The organism is Mesorhizobium sp. ISC11, from assembly GCF_037162595.1.
Taxonomy (GTDB): Bacteria; Pseudomonadota; Alphaproteobacteria; order Rhizobiales; family Rhizobiaceae; genus Mesorhizobium; species Mesorhizobium ciceri.
This window is the reverse complement of the sequence record NZ_JAVSPW010000001.1, coordinates 5,775,430-5,791,779: the sequence shown is the minus strand read 5'-3', so window position 1 is coordinate 5,791,779 and position 16,350 is coordinate 5,775,430. Positions and strand designations below refer to the sequence as shown.

Below are 16,350 nucleotides of genomic sequence, written 5' to 3'. Positions count from 1 at the left end.
GCATCATCGACCATTGGCGAAATCGCAAGGCACGGCAAAACTCCCCTCACCGAGGGGAGATGCCCGGCGGGACAGGTAGGTGCGCCGTAGAGCAAGGACCTGCGCTCGCTCTAATTCCCCAGCGCTTCCTTGATCGCGGCATTGCCACGCGTAACCGCATTGTCGAGCGCCTGCTGCGCGGTCTGCTGGCCGGCGAGCATCTTCTCGAACTCCTCGTTCTGGATATCGCGCACCTGCGGCAGATTCGGCAGACGTACGCCCTTGGAATTGTCGGTCGGCGTCTTACCCGTCATCTGCAGGATCGGGGTCTCGCGGCCGACATTCTTGTCATAGAAACCGGACTTCTTGGTCGCTTCATAAGCCGCCAGCGTTACCGGCAGATAACCCGACTTCTGGTGCAGGTATTCTTGCACCTCGGTCTTCGACAGGTAGGCGAAGAAGGCCGCGACGCCCTTGTATTCCTCATCGGATTTGTCCGCGAAAACCCACAGGCTGGCGCCACCCGGCGTCGTGTTCTGCGGCGCACCCTTGGCGTCGCTGTCATACGGCAATTGGCCAATGCCGTAATTCATGCCGGACTTGACGATATCGCCAAGTCCGCCGGACGATTCGGTCATGATCCCGCATTCGCCCGCAAGGAAGATCTGCTTGGCTTCGGAGGTGCGGCCGCCATATTTGAAGGTGCCGTCCTTGGCGAGGTCCGCCAGCGCCTGGAAATGGTTGACGAAAATCGGCGCGTTGATCTTGAGCTCGACATCGCCGCCGGCCAGACCGTTCTGCTGGGTGGCCCATGACACGTCATTCCAGGCCGCGAAATTCTCCAGATGTATCCAGGTCAGCCAGGTCGAGGTGTAGCCGCAGGCGGCCGCGCCGCTCGCCTTGATCTTCTTGGCGTCTTCCCACACTTCATTCCAGGTCTTGGGTGGGCTATCGACGTCGAGACCAGCCTTCTTGAAGATATCCTTGTTGTAATAAAGGATCGGCGAGGAGGAGTTGTAGGGGAAGGAGAGCATGGTGCCGTCCGGCTTCGAATAATAGCCGACTATGCCTGGCAGATACTGGCTCTTGTCGAAGGTCATTCCAGCGCTGGTCAACACATCGGCTGCGGGCTTGATGGCACCTTCGGCCGCCATCATCACGCCGGTGCCGACGTCGAACACCTGGATGATGTCTGGCGCCTGGCCCGCGCGGTAGGCGGCAATGCCGGCATTCAGCGTCTCGGGATACGTGCCTTTGAACACCGGAACGAGCTCATAGTCGCTCTGGCTGGCATTGAAATCTTTGGAGATCTTGTCGACGACTTCGGCATTGGCGCCAGTCATGGCGTGCCACCAACTGATCTGCGTGACGGCAAAAGCGGAGGTTGAGGAAAGCGTCATAAAGGTAGCGGCAACACCGGCCGCGAAGCCGAAGGACTTCATGTTTCATCTCCCGTTTGTCATTGGCGAAAGGGGGCACTCCCGCGAAGGCAATATGTGTCGCTCATGACAATCAGACAACGGTTTTGTTGCAGATCGACGAACTTCACCCTTTACCTGACGCAACGCTCGCCTCCGCTTGGAGGCATGGGAAGCGATGCGGTTAGCCGGCTTAGCGCGACGACAAGCGCGCCAGGAAGCACCGTCGGGACCGTCAAGCTGGCTTTCGGCGTGTCAGCCCTGATTGCAGCCGCAGCAACCCGAAGAGACACGCCAAGGTTGCAGCCGACTTTATCGATCCCTCAACGGCAACGCGCTACTCAATCCTGCTGCCCTGTTTATTTCCAAAGCTCAGGTGAAATAAATGCTGACGGTCTACAATTGTATCGTCAACGAACATGATCTGAGACTGGTCGCACTCGCCGCGTTGATCTGCGGAATTTCCTGCTTCTCTGCTGTCAACCTGCTTCAGCACATAAGCCGTTCCACAGATCGGAACCGGCTTGCCTGGCTGATGATCGCGGCCACTTCGACCGGCTTTGGCATCTGGGCAACGCACTTCATCGCCATGCTCGCATTCACACCGGGCATACCCAGTGCTTATGATCCGGCACTCTCCGTGCTTTCGCTCGCTGCTTCGGTCACTTTGACGGCAGCCGGCATGTGGATCGCCACCTTGCGGGATGAGTTCGACTATCATCTCGTCGGCGGCGCCGTGCTGGGCGGCGGTATCGCAGCCATGCACTACATCGGCATGGCGGCGTTCGAGGTTCAGGGCCGTATCGAGTGGAACCTGTTGCTTGTCGCCGTTTCCCTGCTGGCCGGCGTAACGCTCGCGGCGCTGGCGCTGCGTGTCGTGCAGCGCCGCCCCTCCTTGAAGGCGACATCCGGCGGCGCGGTGCTGCTGACGCTGGCGATCTGCACCCTGCATTTCATCGGGATGGGTGCCGTCTCGATCTTCCCCGATCCCTCGATCGTCATATCCGAATACACGATCGAGCCGACCTCGCAGGCTTTCGCGGCCGCCGCCGCCACACTGGTGATCCTAGTTCTGTCGGCATCGGCGCTGTGGATCGATTTGCGCTTCCGTCGCCAGAAGCTCGAGGTCGACCGCATGCACGGCCTGGCCAATGCCGCCGTGGAGGGGCTGATCGTCTGCGACGGCAACCGCATCATCAGTGCCAATGACAGCATTGCGGCACTGACGGGCAAAGCAACAGCGACCCTGAACGGAATGCAGCTTGGCGATCTCTTCGGATCCGATATGTCGGGCTTCGGCGAACAGCCGCAGGAGGCCGAATTGAGCGGTCGCGATGGCACGAGCATTCCTGTCGAGCTGATCGCCAGGAGCATCGACTACTGTGGCAAACCGCACAACGTGGTCGCGGTCCGCGACATTCGCGAGCGCAAGAAGGCGGAACAGGAGATCCTGCGGCTTGCCCATTTCGATCCATTGACCGGACTGGCCAATCGCCGCAGCTTTTCCGGCCGGCTGGAGACGGAAATCGCTGCGATGGTCCGGACCAGGAAAGGCGGCCAGCTTGCGCTTCTGCTGCTTGATCTCGACCGGTTCAAGGAGGTCAACGACCTGTATGGGCACGGCGCAGGCGACGCCATGCTGCAGAAGGTTGCGCAGTGCGCGACCGGTATCCTTCGTCCAGGGCAGATGGTGGCGCGGCTGGGCGGCGATGAGTTCGCCATCATCGCGCCGAACCTGGCCGACCCGTTGGAGGCGGGCCGTATCGCCAACGCCGTGCTGACCGCCATGCGCGAGGAAAACCGGCTCTCGGTCGGCGGCGGCCTTGTGTCGGCAAGCATCGGCATTGCGCTGTATCCGTCGGATGCCGAAAACCAGGCCAGCCTGATAAGCCACGCCGATACGGCACTCTACCGGGCCAAGACCGAAGGCAAGGACACTTACCGTTATTTCGAAGCATCGATGGGGGCCGAGGCCCGCGACAAGCGCGTCATGGAGCACGAACTGCGCCAGGCGGTCGCACGCCAGGAGTTCTATCTCGTCTACCAGCCGCAGAAAGAGATCAGCAGCGGAAAGATGGTCGGCTTCGAAGCGTTGGTCCGCTGGCGGCATCCGACGCGCGGCGACGTGTCGCCGGCCATATTCATCCCGGTGGCCGAAGACAGCGGCGCCATTGGCCAGATTGGCGAATGGGTGCTGACGGCTGCCTGCGAGGAAGCCGCCCGCTGGGAAAATCCGCTGACAGTGGCCGTCAACGTTTCGGCGGTGCAGCTCCACAACACGAATTTCAGCCGCAAGGTCCACGAAACATTGCTGAATTCCGGCCTGGCGCCCGGCAGGCTCGAGCTTGAGATCACTGAGACGGCGCTTGTCAAGGACATGCCGCGGGCGCTGGCCACCTTGCGGCAGGTCAAGGCGCTGGGCGTGCGCGTGGCCATGGACGATTTTGGAACCGGCTATTCCTCGCTCTCCAACCTCCGCGCCTTCCCCTTCGACAAGATCAAGATCGATGGCTCCTTCATCAAGTCGGTCGACAAGAACGGCCAGGTCGCGGCGATCGTGCGCGCCGTCCTGGGACTTGGACGTGGTCTCGGCCTGCCGGTTCTGGCGGAGGGGGTCGAGACGCTCGGCGAACTGAAATTCCTGGACGCCGAAGCCTGCGAGATCGGCCAGGGCTATTATATCGGCAGGCCAGCTCTCATCGAAGAATTCGGCGATCTGACCGGTGTCGTCACACCCGCTGTCGGCAGCAAACCCGCTACCTTGCGCGACAGAAGCGTTCTGGCCTTCGCACCGGCACCTGCGCTAGCCACACGCTAGACTAGAGGCTCTCGGGCTTGAGTGCCGTCTCGACCAGCCGCCTGGCGTCCGGCCCCGACCATTCGGCCGGGCCGTTCATATGGGCGATCAGGCAGCCCTCGCCGTCGACCAGCATGGTGACAGGAAGGCCTAGCGCCAAGCCGCGCTTCTTGAGGTCGTTGAACAGCGCCATCGTCGAATCCCGGTAATAGCCAAGCGTCGCGACGCCGGTATCGCTGAGGAACTTCTTCGGCTTCACATCGTCGCCGGCATCGACATTGACGGCGATCACTTGAAAGGCGTCGCTGCCCTTTTCCTTCTGCAGCGCATCGAGCGCCGGCATTTCGGCACGGCACGGCGCGCACCATGTCGCCCACAGATTGAGCAGCACCGTCTTGCCGGCATGATCGGCAATCGTCATCGGCTTGCCGTCCGGACCGTTGAAGGCAAGGCTCTTCAGGGATTGTGGCGGATCGGCCGGCAAAAGTGCCGCGACCTCACCGGTGGCCGAAGCCGCGACCTTCTTGGCGCGGTCGCTCTTGGCCGCGCAGGCCACGTCGTCCTTGCTCTCACCCACGGCAGCTTGTGCCGGTGCATTGTTGCCAGACCGGCTCTCGCTGACATATACCGCGACCGCGCCCGCCAGCGCGCCCGCCACCAAGGCGGCGAGGATCAGGCGCGGGGCCGGGAAGAATCTACTACCGTCTGCCATTTTCTCAAAACTGCTCCGAAGCACGGGTTATAGCCATGAGCGATAAGAAAACCAGCAACCAGATGTGGGGCGGACGTTTTGCCTCGGGTCCGGCCGCCATCATGGAAGCGATCAACGCGTCTATCTCCTTCGACCGCAAACTCTATGCGCAGGACATCAAAGGCTCGATCGCCCATAGCGAGATGCTGGCGCAAACGGGCATTATTTCGACGGCCGATCAAGAAAAAATCGCTGACGGGCTGAACACGATCCTGAGAGAGATCGAGGCCGGCAGCTTCGAGTTCTCGACGCGGCTCGAAGACATCCACATGAACATCGAGGCGCGCCTTGCCGATCTGATCGGCCCGGCGGCCGGCCGCCTGCACACCGCCCGCTCGCGCAACGACCAGGTCGCGGTCGATTTGCGGCTCTGGGTCAAGGAGGAGTGCTTTCGCGTCGCCGAGGCGTTGAAGGGGTTGATTGAGGCGCTGCTGGAGCGGGCCGAGGAGCATGCGGCGACCGTGATGCCGGGCTTCACGCATATGCAGGCGGCCCAGCCGGTGACCTTCGGCCATCACTGCATGGCCTATGTCGAGATGTTTTCGCGCGACCTGTCGCGTGTCCGCGATGCGATCGAACGCATGGACGAAAGCCCGCTCGGTGCCGCCGCACTTGCCGGCACCAGCTTCCCGATCGACCGCCACCGGACCGCCAAGGGGCTCGGCTTCCGCGAGCCGATGCGCAATTCGCTCGACAGCGTCTCGGATCGCGATTTCGCGCTCGAGTTCCTTGCCATGGCCGCGATCTGCGCCACGCATCTGTCGCGGCTGGCCGAAGAGATCATCATCTGGTCGACGCCGCAATTCGGCTTCGTCAGGCTGTCGGACTCGTTTTCCACCGGCTCGTCGATCATGCCGCAGAAGAAGAATCCCGATGCCGCCGAACTGGTGCGCGGCAAGACCGGCCGCGTCACCGGCCATCTGGTCGGCCTGCTGACGGTGATGAAGGGCATGCCTTTGACCTATGGCAAGGACATGCAGGAAGACAAGGAATCGGTATTCGACGCCGCCGAGACGCTCGACCTGATGCTGGCGGCGATGACCGGCATGGTCTCGGACATGACGGTCAACGCAGCCGCGATGAAGAAGGCCGCCGGCTCCGGCCACGCGACAGCAACCGACCTTGCCGACTGGCTGGTGCGCACGCTCGGCCTGCCGTTCCGAGAGGCGCATCATGTCACCGGCCGGGCGGTGGCGCTGGCCGAAGACAAGAAGGTGGGGCTGGAGAAGCTTTCGCTGGAGGATCTGCAGTCGATCGATCCCGGCATCACGGCCGACATATTCTCAGTGCTGGCGGTGCAGAACTCGGTCAAGAGCCGCACCAGTTTCGGCGGCACCGCGCCGTCGGAAGTGAGGAAGCAGATCCGCGGCTGGAAAAAGCGACTGGCGAAAGCGTAATGCCGGATGTTGCGCCAGCAATATCCCGGACATGCGACCAGCAATATCCGGACGTTGCGCCAGATATTGCGACGAGCAATATCTCGGGGTGCAATGCGCCTAGAACTCGGCTAAAAGCGGCGGCTGACAAACGTTTCGGACGGATGGATCGATGACCGGAAGCAGGATTTTGGTGACGCTGACGCTGCTGGTGGCGATCGCGGCCGTCTCGGCCTGCGGCAGGAGGGGCGGTCTCGACACGCCCTATGAGGCGGCCGTGCAGGCGCGCAAGGATGCCTCGAAGGCCCATCAGCCCGTGCCGCCGGAGCCGGAAAAACCGGTCAAGGACAAGAAGTTCATCCTCGACCCGCTGATCTAGGCCGACGAGAGCGGGGCCTTCCAACCCGATCTCATCTTGCCGCAACTTCCGGAACCACTCCCGTGAACCATTTCGACTACCGCGACGGCGTGCTCCATGCCGAGGACGTGGCGATACCAGATATCGCCGCACAGGTCGGCACGCCATTCTACTGCTACTCGACGGCCACCCTGACCAGGCACTACCGGGTGTTTGCCCAGTCCTTTGCCGGGCTCGACACGCTGGTCTGCTACGCCATGAAGGCCAATTCCAACCAGGCCGTCCTGCGGACGCTGGCGAAGCTCGGCGCCGGCGCCGACGTGGTTTCGGAAGGTGAATTGCGCCGGGCGCTGGCCGCCGGCATTCCGGCCGGCAAGATCCTGTTTTCGGGCGTCGGCAAGACCGCGCGCGAAATGGACTTTGCCCTTGCCGCCGGCATTCTCTGCTTCAACGTCGAGTCCGAGCCTGAACTTGAGCTGTTGTCGGCGCGAGCCGTTGCCCTTGCCAAGGTGGCGCCGATCTCGCTGCGCATCAATCCCGATGTCGACGCCAGGACCCACAAGAAGATCTCCACCGGCAAGGCCGAGAACAAATTCGGCATCCCGTGGCAGCGGGCGCGGCAGGTCTATGCCCGCGCGGCAACGCTTCCCGGCATCAGGATCACCGGCATCGACACCCATATCGGCAGCCAGATCACCGAGCTGCAGCCCTTCGACGACGCCTTCGCCCTGCTTGTCGATCTGGTCGGCGCGCTGCGGGCGGACGGCCATGCCATCGAGCATATCGACCTCGGCGGCGGCCTCGGCATCCCCTATCGCGTCGACAACAACCCGCCGCCGCTGCCCGATGCCTATGCCCAGATCGTCAGGAAGCATGTCACCAAGCTCGGGCTGAAGGTGATGTTCGAGCCGGGCCGGCTGATCGTAGGCAATGCCGGTATCCTCGTCTCGGAAGTGATCTTCGTAAAGGAAGGCGACGCCAAGAACTTCCTCGTCGTCGACGCCGCCATGAACGATCTCATCCGGCCGACGCTCTACGATGCCTTCCACGATATCCGTCCGGTCGTGCAGCCGCCGGCGGACACGCCGCGCATGATGGTCGACGTCGTCGGCCCGGTCTGCGAGACCGGCGATTATATCGGCCTGGACCGCGATCTGCCCAGGCTGAAGGCCGGCGACATGATTGCCGTCTCCACCGCGGGCGCCTATGGCGCGGTGCAGGCCGGCACCTACAACACCCGTCTGCTGGTTCCGGAGGTGCTGGTCGACGGCGACCGGTTCCACGTCGTGCGCCCACGCCTGACCTATGACGACCTGATCGGGCTGGATTCCGTGCCCGACTGGCTTGCATAGAAGCGCCGGAAACACACCGACCCGTCACAGGGAGCAATCATGACGAACGGCATCACCGTCACACGCGAGCGCATTGCCGCGATGGAACCGCGCATCCGCCCCTATATCAGGCACACGCCGGTGCTGCGCGTCGACATGGCCGACTTCGATCGGCAGCCGCTGGCCGTCGACCTGAAGCTCGAATGCCTGCAGCATTCCGGCTCGTTCAAGGCGCGCGGCGCCTTCACCAACCTGCTGGAGCGTGCGGTCCCAAAGGCCGGTGTCGTCGCAGCATCGGGCGGCAACCATGGCGCGGCCGTCGCCTATGCCGCCATGCGGCTTGGCCACAAGGCGACCATCTTCGTTCCCGAAGTGAGCCCGGCGGCCAAGCTGGAACGGATCCGCTCCTATGGCGCCGAGCTGATCGTCGGCGGCGCCCGCTATGCCGAAGCGCTGGCCGCCAGCGAACGGTTCGCCGAGGAGACCGGCGCTTTGCAGATTCACGCCTTCAACCAGAAGGAAACGTTGGTCGGCCAGGGCACGCTTGGGCTCGAAATCGAGGCCGATTTGCCTCGGATCGACACGCTGCTGGTCGCTGTCGGCGGCGGCGGCCTGATCGGCGGCATCGCTGCCTGGTTCGCCGGCCGCATCCGTATCATCGCCGTCGAGCCGGAAGGAGCGCCGACGCTGCATCGCGCCTTCGAGGCCGGACACCCCGTCGACGCGCCGGCCGAGGGCATCGCCGCCGATTCACTGGCGCCAAAGCGCGTCGGCGAAATGATGTTCCCGATCGCCGAGGCCTATGTCGAACGCTCGATCCTGGTCGGCGACGACGACATCGTCGCCGCGCAGAAGGCGCTGTGGAACCGAACCCGCATCATCTCCGAGCCGGGAGGTGCGGCCGCCTTTGCCGCGATCCTGTCGGGCCGCTATGCGCCGGCGCAGGGCGAACGGCTCGCCGTGCTGGTCTGCGGGGCGAATGCGGACCCCGCTACCTTCTAAAGGGCCTGCTGCCTTCTAAAGGGTATGCAGGATGGAACTATAACGGTCCATTTCACGTTTTTTCGAACTGCCTCGCCTTTGCCGTGTTTGCTGGTATTCTTTGAGTCGTGAGGCGTCGGGCTATCTGCCCGCTCCACAGCATGATCCCGAAACATGGAATCCCTTTCGGAACAGATCATGCTCAAAGGGATAGGGCCGCATCCCGGTTTCGGGATGCCATAGGCTCAAGGAAGGGCCGATGACGCAACGACCCACCTTCAGCAGCGATCGCGGCCTCGCCGGGCGGCTGGCTTTGAGCAGGCTGGCCACGCGGGTCTCGATGGTGGTCGAGCGCGGCTGGCCGTTGCTGCTTCCCCTCGTCATCGTTGCCAGCCTGTTCCTCAGCATCTCCTGGCTCGGGCTATTCTCCCGGCTGCCGGATATGGCGCGCATCGGCCTGGTCGCTGCCTTTGCCATAGCAGCACTGGCCGCGCTTTATCCCCTGCGTTTCTTCCGCCTGCCGGGCGCCGGCGAAATCGACCGCCGCATCGAGGCAGCCAATCAACTGTTGCACAGCCCGGTGCTGGTGCAGACCGACCGGCCAAGCGGCCGGGAAAGCAGCTTCTCGCAGGCGCTATGGCGCGAACACCAGAAGCGCATGGCCGGAAAGCTCGACAACCTCGGCGCCGACCTGCCGCGCACGCGCGTGCCGGAGCGCGACCCTTGGGCCCTGCGCGCGGTGGCGGCACTTTTGCTCGTTACCGCCTTCGCCTTCTCCTTCGGACCGACGGGCGGCAGGATCAGCGACGGGTTCAATGCCCATGGCGCGCGCGATATCGTGCCGCCGCGCATCGACGCCTGGGTGACGCCGCCGTCCTACACCGGCAAGCCGCCGATCTTCCTGACCGCCGACGCCAACCAGGCCATCCCGACCTTTACGGTTCCCGAAGGCAGTGACGTTTCGCTGCGCGTGACGGGCGGCTCAGGCGAGGAAACGCTCGGCTACGCCGACAAGAATGGCAATTCCCGCGCCATCGACCCGGCTGCGCCGCAGGCCGCCGCCAAGCCGGCAAGCCCGGCGACGCCGTCCAAGGTGCGCCAGTTCACCAGCAAGCTGACCGGCGACGGCACGCTGACGCTGACGTCGGGCGAGGACCAGCTCGGCCGCTGGGCCTTCGCGGTCGTACCGGACAAGCCGCCGCAGATCCGCTTCGTCGGCGAGCCCAAGCGCGCCGCCAACGGCGCCTTCGAGCTCAACTACCAGATCGACGACGACTATGGCGCCGCCACCGCCAAGGCGGTGTTCGCGCTTGCCGATCCGCAGGCGCCGAATGCGCGTCCACTGTACGGTGCACCTGAAATGCCGCTGACGCTGCCGCGCCGCGGCGGCAAGTCGAACGCCGCCAGGACCTCGAAGGACCTGACCGAGCATGTCTGGGCCGGCAGCAGCATCAAGCTGACGCTGGTCGCCACCGACGATGCCGGGCACACCGCATCGAGCGAAACCAAGACGCTGTTGATGCCGGAGCGGCCTTTCGCCAATCCGCTGGCACGCGCCGTGATCGAACAGCGCCGCCTGCTGGCGCTCGACGCCAACGCCAAGCCGCGCGTGCTCGACCTGATGGACGCCATCACGCTGCGGCCGGAAGACACCTTCGACAACATGTCCCACTACCTCGCCATCATGAGCGCCCGCACCCGGCTGAAGATGGCCGACAGCGACGATCAATTGCGCAGCGAGGTCTCCTATCTCTGGGAAATCGCGCTCGGCATCGAGGAAGGCAATCTTTCGGCCGCCGAAAAGCGGCTGCGCCAGGCGCAACAGGCGCTGCAGGACGCCATCAAGAATGGCGCCAGCGACGCTGAAATCGAAAAGGCGATGAAGGAACTGCGCGAGGCGATGAACCAGTTCCTGCAGGAATTCGCGGAGCGCGCCAAGCAAAATCCCAACGCCCCGCAGATGCAGCAGAATGGCCAGGAACTGCGCCAGAGCGACATCGATCGCATGATGGACCAGATCGAGAACCTGGCGAAGTCCGGTGATCGCGACAAGGCCCAGCAATTGCTGTCGCAACTGCAGGACATGATGAACAATCTGCAGGCCGGCCGTCAGCAGCAAGGCGGCCAGCAGGACAGCGAGATGCGCCAGCAGATGGACAAGCTGGGCGAGATCCTGCGCCGTCAGCAGGAGATGATGAACGACACCTTCCGCATGGATCAGATGCAGCGCGGCGAGCGCCAGCGCGGGCAGAACCGTGACGAGCAGCTCGGCGAAGGCGGCCAGGATGAGGACAGACCCGGCGTCGGCGAAGACCGCGATCCGCTCGCCCGGCAAAAGCCGATGACGCCCCAGGAATTCGCCGATGCGCTGAAACAGCTGCAGCAGGGCCAGGGCCAGTTGCAGAGCGACCTCGAACAGCTGAAGAAGGGCCTCGAAGGCATGGGTATGGAGCCCAATGAAGGATTTGGCGAGGCCGGCAAGTCCATGGGCAATGCCGAACAGGCACTCGGCGAGGGCGAAGGCGATGCGGCCGTCGGCCATCAGGGCCGGGCGCTGGAAGCGCTGCGCAAGGGCGCCAAGGACATGATGAAGCAGATGCAGGCCATGCAGGGCGACCAGGGTGGCGGCGAGGAAGGCGGCCGCCAGCAGAACGCCGATCGCGATCCGCTCGGCCGGCCCCGCGCCAGCCAGGGTCCCGATTTCGGCGATTCGGTGAAGGTGCCCGACGAGATCGACGTCCAGCGCGCCCGCCAGATTCTGGAAGCGATCCGCAAGCGGCTCGGCAATGCGCTCAGCCCTGACATCGAACGCAGCTATCTGGAGCGGCTGCTCGAGCTGAAATAGAGCAATTCCAGGAAATATGTGAAGCGGTTTTCCGTCCGGAATTGCGAAAAAACAAGGGGATTGCCGCCCCCGTCCATCCCACCTGAAAACCCTCTCGCACGGTTGCACCACCATGCCCAGACTTGGCGCCGTCACACCCATCCTGCGCATCTTCGACATTGCCAAGGCGCGTGAATTCTATCTCGGCTTCCTCGACTTCAAGGTGCAGTGGGAACATCGCTTCGCCGACGACGCGCCGCTCTACATGGCGATCGGCCGCGACGGCTGCGTCCTGCATCTCAGCGAACATCATGGCGACGGTGCACCCGGCATCGCCGTGCGCATCGAGGTCGAGGACATCACGGCTCTTCATGGCGAGCTGATCGGCAAGAACCACCGCTTCGCCAGGCCAGGCGTGGAAGAGACGCCTTGGAAGACCCGCGAAGTATCGGTCGCCGATCCGTTCGGCAACAGGCTGCATTTCTACGAGGATGCCGCCGGCTGACTGAGCCTGTTGACGAAGGCTTCGCGGATCGCATCCTGCATGCCGTCGATCGCCTCGCCTGACGCGTTCGGGTTGCGGTGCATCACCACGTTCGAGGAATCGATGGCGCCGAATCCGTCCGCCGTGGTCAGTTCACGACAGCCGTCCGGAATGTTGCTGCGCGAGATCGGCGCGATCGCCAGTCCGGAGGTGACGGCGAGCTTGAGGCCGCCGGTGGTGTCGCTGGTATAGGCGACGCGATAGGCAAGATCGCGCTGCTCCAACGATTTGATGGCGAAGTCCTTGCACCAGCCGGCCCGGTTGTAGAGCGCGATCGGCACCGGCTGTTCCTCATGCATGTGATGCAGGGACGATGTCACCCACACGGTCGGGTCGTGCATCAGCACTTCGCCGCCGGCGGGATCCTGCCATTCGAACACCACGCACAGATCGAGCTCGCCGGCAGCGAGCGCCGCCATCTGCGCCCCGGAATGGGCATAGCGCACGGTGACCTCGACCTGCGTATGACGCTTCGAGAAAGCGCCGAGCGCGCGCGACAGGATGGCGTGGCCATATTCCTCCGGAATGCCGATGCGCACCGGCCCGCCAAGCGGCGCTGCCGCCATCGATGCCGACGTCTCGTCGAGCAGCGAGACGATGCGGCGGGCGTTGACGATGAGTTCGCCGCCGCGCCGCGTCAACGCGACGCCGCGCGAACCGCGCTCGAACAGGCTGGCGCCGATCAGATCTTCGAGCTTCTTCATCTGCATCGACACCGCGGATTGGGTGCGGCCGGCCTGCTCCGCCGCCTTGGTGAAATTGCCGGTCTCGGCAATCGCCACGAAGGTGCGCAGGAGGTCGCTGTCGAGGGTCGGCCGCATGAAATCCGCCATAAGAGAATTTGATTGCTGGCATCATTCCAATTCGTTTGCAACATGTCAAACGGCGGATGATAGTCGCCTCACCCATTGGATATGCGGCTGCGAAATCAGCCGCGGACCAATCAAGAGTCCTCACTCGTGCCCGCTGCCCGAAACGGTGGCGGGTTCTTTTTACCCCGCAGGCGGCAGCTTCGGATCGTACGCGCAGGAGCCTGGATGCAGATGGAAAATCGGATGGTGGGCGGCATCCTGAGCCTGTGCCTCGGCGTGCTGGTCTTTTCGCTGCAGGATCCGCTCGTCAAAGCCGTGTCGAGCGATTATCCAGTGACCGAGGTGATGGCGATCCGCTCGATCGTCGCTCTGCCGATCCTCATCGTTCTGGTCCATGCTGATGTTGGCTTGCGGGCGATCCTGTCGAAGCGATCCGGCATGCTGACGGTGCGCGCCTTCATCCAGTTCACCTCCTATACGATGTACTATCTGGCCATCGCCGCCTTGCCGCTTGCCGATGCGGTGGCGCTTTATTTCATGGCGCCGCTGTTCATCATGGTGCTGGCCGGGCCCTACCTTGGCGAGCGCGTCTCCTGGCAGACACTGGCAACCGTGCTGATCGGCTTGTTCGGCGTCCTCGTGATGCTGCGCCCCGGCGCAGGGCTGTTCGACTGGGCAGCGCTGCTGTCGCTGGGCTCGGCGACGCTCTATGGTTTTTCGCAGCTGATGGCCCGCAAGATCGGCGACACCGAATCGTCCACCGTGATGGCCTTCTATCAGAACGGCGCCTATCTGGTTGGCGCCGCCGTGGTTGCCGGCGCGTTTCACCTTGCCGGCATAACCCACGCCGTCCACCCCAGCCTCGAATTCCTGGTAAGGCCATGGCTTTGGCCGACGCTGCCGGATTTGCTCAAGATGGCCGCCTGCGGTTTCGTCGCCTCCGCCGGCATGATCCTGCTGTCGCAGGCTTACCGGATGGCGCCGGCCAACCGCGTTGCCACTTTCGAATATACCGGCATCCTGTGGTCGCCGCTGTGGGGTTTCCTGTTCTTCGCCGAGGTGCCGCGGTCGACGACCGTGATCGGTGCCGCCTTGATCATCGGCGCCGGCCTGCTGGCGCTCAACACCGAACGGCGCAAGAATGTTCCACCCGTGCTCGCTGCCGCCGACCCAGCCTGATCAGGCGAAGCAGATCAGCGCCCGTTCGACACGCGAGCGGATTTCAGCCAGCGTGAAGGGCTTCTGCACGACATCGAGGATGATGCCGTTCAATTCCTCGGCGCGCTCGCGCTGGTCGGCATAGCCGGTCATCAGCACGATCTTGATCGCGGGAAACAATGCTGCCGCCGCTATCGCCATCTCGATGCCGTCCATCTCCGGCATGCGGATATCGGAGACGACGAGATCATAGCCGCCACGCGCGGCCTGGATCAGCGCAAGCCCCTGCGCGCCATCCGCAGCGATATCGATTGTGTGCCCGGCGCGTTCAAGCGCGCGGGCGGCCAGGGTGCGGACGGACTCATCGTCCTCGACGATCAGAAGCTTTGCCATGGCCGGCATATTTGGCCGCCAAAAGTTGACTTTTCCTGAAAGCGCTGAGGATCAGCAAACCTTTTTGCTGCCGCTCAGGCATCCCCTTTGACGACACCGACAAAGGGCAACTCGCGAAAGGCATGGGCTACATCCATGCCGTAGCCGACGACGAAATAGTCGGGGCAGTCGAAGCCGACATAATCGGCATTGAGTTCGGTCTGGCGGCGCATGCGCTTGTCGAGCAGCACGGCGATCGAACAGCTCTTGGCGCCCCGCGACAGCATCAGCTCCCGGGTGAAGCTCAGCGTCTTGCCCGATTCGAGAATGTCGTCGATCAGCAGCACGTCGCGGCCAGCGACCTCATTGTCGATGTCGCGCAGCACCCTCACCTCGCCGCTGCTGGTGCCGGCGCCATAGCTGGAGATGAAGATGAATTCGACCTCCGGCGACAGGCCGACATCGTGCATGGCGCGGATGAGATCTGCGGCGAAGATGAACGACCCCTTCAGCACCGAGATCACCAGGAGGTCATGGTAGTCGTGTCCGGCAATCTCCTTGGCGAGTTCGAGATTGCGCCGCGCGATCGCCGATGCAGAAAACAGGACTTCGATGTTCTTGCCGCGTACAATTGGCATTTTTCGCCCCGCTGATTTTCTTGCCTAAACGCGTTCACGCCCAGCATGTGTTGAGATTCAGGTCAGGCTGAGTCGAAAACGGTGGTTTCCGAGAACCGGAGCGGAGCGTACTGAAGTACGTGAGCACCGGAAGCGCACGAAACCGCCGTTTGCGGCCAGTCTCACCTGAATATCAGCACACGCTATTCGGCGAAGGTGACCGATACAGTTCTTACACCGTTTCTAGGCACGTCGAGCCGGCTGGCAAAGCCGAATCTTTCGCCAGAGGCCAGCGAACGGCCGGATGTCCCCAACGTATAGCGGGTGATGTGCCCGTCATTGCCGGTCACCCGGATTTCAAGCGGCGGCAGCTGCGCCGGTTTGGCGCCGTCATTGGCGGCCTCGCCATCGACGAACAGCGCAGGGTTCGGTCCGGAAGCATCGACGCGTGACGTGACGCCCGAAATGCTGAGCGCCGACGCTTGCGCGCTGGACAGGAACGGCACCTGGCGCACCAGCGCGTGCCCGCCGGAAACCCAGAAGGCGGCCAAGGCAGCGCCGATGCCGGCGATCCAGAAGATCGGCCCGCCGCGCGAGGCTGGTAGCCGCTCCGGCGGGGCTTCGGGCTTGCGCAGCATGTCCATGCCTTCGATGGGTGGCATGACGATCGCACGCGGCAGCGGCGAAACGCTTTCCACGGCAGGTGCAAGGCGCGGCATCACCACGTAATCGGCATCGACGATGTCGGCGGCCGAACCGCGCATGAACCGGTCCGTCGCGGCAATTGCCGCCGGATCGGTCATGATTTCGCCGGAAACCGGGCGCGCGGTTCGATCGTCAGCCATCATGGCCCCAGCATTGCAGCACGTGTTCGCTTTTCGTTTCTTTTGCGTAAACACAAATGGTTAACGCTTCCCCACCGGAGCCCTCGTGACGAGTCGAAAGAGCCTAGGAATTAACCGCCGGTTAACCATGCCGGCCGATGGTCTTTACCCAGAACAGGCCGGCTCACTGCCGTGCCGAATTTCAGGT

At 63.4% G+C, this 16,350-nt stretch carries 14 protein-coding genes; 8 read left to right on the top strand and 6 right to left on the bottom strand.

The features are described from left to right. Window positions 1-110 precede the first annotated feature (110 nt). A complete protein-coding gene (gene ugpB, locus RPF88_RS28000) occupies window positions 111-1,421 on the bottom strand; it encodes a sn-glycerol-3-phosphate ABC transporter substrate-binding protein UgpB (RefSeq protein ID WP_013529413.1) in 1,311 nt (436 codons plus the stop codon). 361 nt (window positions 1,422-1,782) lie between these two features. Between ugpB and RPF88_RS27995 the strand changes: the two genes are divergently transcribed. Beyond that, window positions 1,783-4,215 carry an EAL domain-containing protein gene (locus RPF88_RS27995; RefSeq protein WP_337123568.1) on the top strand — a complete coding sequence of 811 codons (2,433 nt, stop codon included), beginning with the start codon at window positions 1,783-1,785 and terminating at the stop codon, window positions 4,213-4,215. A gap of 1 nt (window position 4,216) precedes the next feature. Here RPF88_RS27995 and tlpA read toward each other — a convergent pair whose 3' ends face one another. Then, entirely contained in the window at window positions 4,217-4,906 is a 690-nt protein-coding gene (gene tlpA, locus RPF88_RS27990) for a thiol:disulfide interchange protein TlpA (RefSeq protein WP_063169085.1), read from the bottom strand. A 35-nt stretch (window positions 4,907-4,941) separates the two neighbouring features. On the opposite strand from tlpA, the gene argH reads away from it, so the two are divergent. From argH to RPF88_RS27960, 6 genes are all read left to right on the top strand, one after another. After that, window positions 4,942-6,342: an argininosuccinate lyase gene (gene argH / locus RPF88_RS27985; protein ID WP_337123567.1), complete on the top strand. Its 1,401-nt coding sequence runs from the start codon at window positions 4,942-4,944 to the stop codon at window positions 6,340-6,342. Between the two features lie 151 nt (window positions 6,343-6,493). After that, window positions 6,494-6,700, top strand: coding sequence for a lipoprotein (locus RPF88_RS27980; RefSeq protein ID WP_013529409.1), 207 nt, complete (start codon window positions 6,494-6,496; stop codon window positions 6,698-6,700). A gap of 62 nt (window positions 6,701-6,762) precedes the next feature. Then, complete coding sequence (gene lysA, locus RPF88_RS27975) at window positions 6,763-8,031, top strand: diaminopimelate decarboxylase (protein ID WP_337123566.1); 1,269 nt, start codon at window positions 6,763-6,765, stop codon at window positions 8,029-8,031. Between the two features lie 39 nt (window positions 8,032-8,070). Continuing rightward, a complete protein-coding gene (locus RPF88_RS27970; RefSeq protein WP_337123565.1) occupies window positions 8,071-9,012 on the top strand; it encodes a threonine/serine dehydratase in 942 nt (313 codons plus the stop codon). A gap of 238 nt (window positions 9,013-9,250) precedes the next feature. Next, a complete protein-coding gene (locus tag RPF88_RS27965; protein WP_027162901.1) occupies window positions 9,251-11,836 on the top strand; it encodes a TIGR02302 family protein in 2,586 nt (861 codons plus the stop codon). Between the two features lie 112 nt (window positions 11,837-11,948). Beyond that, window positions 11,949-12,320: a glyoxalase superfamily protein gene (locus RPF88_RS27960; RefSeq protein ID WP_337123564.1), complete on the top strand. Its 372-nt coding sequence runs from the start codon at window positions 11,949-11,951 to the stop codon at window positions 12,318-12,320. Here the strand turns inward: RPF88_RS27960 and RPF88_RS27955 are convergent. Continuing rightward, window positions 12,299-13,180, bottom strand: coding sequence for a LysR family transcriptional regulator (locus tag RPF88_RS27955; protein ID WP_024503767.1), 882 nt, complete (start codon window positions 13,178-13,180; stop codon window positions 12,299-12,301). The two genes, RPF88_RS27960 and RPF88_RS27955, sit on opposite strands and share 22 nt — an antisense overlap. 222 nt (window positions 13,181-13,402) lie before the next feature. Between RPF88_RS27955 and RPF88_RS27950 the strand changes: the two genes are divergently transcribed. Continuing rightward, window positions 13,403-14,350, top strand: a complete 948-nt coding sequence (locus RPF88_RS27950) for a DMT family transporter (RefSeq protein ID WP_337123920.1) — start codon at window positions 13,403-13,405, stop codon at window positions 14,348-14,350. Here RPF88_RS27950 and RPF88_RS27945 read toward each other — a convergent pair whose 3' ends face one another. The 3 genes from RPF88_RS27945 to RPF88_RS27935 form a co-directional block, all read right to left on the bottom strand. Next, window positions 14,351-14,722, bottom strand: a complete 372-nt coding sequence (locus tag RPF88_RS27945) for a response regulator (RefSeq protein WP_024503765.1) — start codon at window positions 14,720-14,722, stop codon at window positions 14,351-14,353. A 74-nt stretch (window positions 14,723-14,796) separates the two neighbouring features. Further along, window positions 14,797-15,339, bottom strand: a complete 543-nt coding sequence (gene hpt, locus RPF88_RS27940) for a hypoxanthine phosphoribosyltransferase (protein ID WP_027162903.1) — start codon at window positions 15,337-15,339, stop codon at window positions 14,797-14,799. A gap of 182 nt (window positions 15,340-15,521) precedes the next feature. Next, window positions 15,522-16,166 (bottom strand): hypothetical protein, encoded by a 645-nt coding sequence (locus RPF88_RS27935; protein ID WP_127369225.1) that lies wholly within the window; start codon window positions 16,164-16,166, stop codon window positions 15,522-15,524. Between the last annotated feature and the right edge of the window lie 184 nt (window positions 16,167-16,350).

Excerpts from the sequence above, each read along its gene's own strand:
- ugpB (WP_013529413.1), bottom strand. The coding sequence starts at position 1,421 with ATGAAGTCCTTCGGCTTCGCGGCCGGTGTTGCCGCTACCTTTATGACG.
- RPF88_RS27995 (WP_337123568.1), top strand. The coding sequence starts at position 1,783 with ATGCTGACGGTCTACAATTGTATCGTCAACGAACATGATCTGAGACTG.
- tlpA (WP_063169085.1), bottom strand. The coding sequence starts at position 4,906 with ATGGCAGACGGTAGTAGATTCTTCCCGGCCCCGCGCCTGATCCTCGCC.
- argH (WP_337123567.1), top strand. The coding sequence starts at position 4,942 with ATGAGCGATAAGAAAACCAGCAACCAGATGTGGGGCGGACGTTTTGCC.
- RPF88_RS27980 (WP_013529409.1), top strand. The coding sequence starts at position 6,494 with ATGACCGGAAGCAGGATTTTGGTGACGCTGACGCTGCTGGTGGCGATC.
- RPF88_RS27970 (WP_337123565.1), top strand. The coding sequence starts at position 8,071 with ATGACGAACGGCATCACCGTCACACGCGAGCGCATTGCCGCGATGGAA.
- RPF88_RS27965 (WP_027162901.1), top strand. The coding sequence starts at position 9,251 with ATGACGCAACGACCCACCTTCAGCAGCGATCGCGGCCTCGCCGGGCGG.
- RPF88_RS27960 (WP_337123564.1), top strand. The coding sequence starts at position 11,949 with ATGCCCAGACTTGGCGCCGTCACACCCATCCTGCGCATCTTCGACATT.
- RPF88_RS27955 (WP_024503767.1), bottom strand. The coding sequence starts at position 13,180 with ATGCGGCCGACCCTCGACAGCGACCTCCTGCGCACCTTCGTGGCGATT.
- RPF88_RS27950 (WP_337123920.1), top strand. The coding sequence starts at position 13,403 with ATGGAAAATCGGATGGTGGGCGGCATCCTGAGCCTGTGCCTCGGCGTG.
- RPF88_RS27945 (WP_024503765.1), bottom strand. The coding sequence starts at position 14,722 with ATGGCAAAGCTTCTGATCGTCGAGGACGATGAGTCCGTCCGCACCCTG.
- hpt (WP_027162903.1), bottom strand. The coding sequence starts at position 15,339 with ATGCCAATTGTACGCGGCAAGAACATCGAAGTCCTGTTTTCTGCATCG.
- RPF88_RS27935 (WP_127369225.1), bottom strand. The coding sequence starts at position 16,166 with ATGATGGCTGACGATCGAACCGCGCGCCCGGTTTCCGGCGAAATCATG.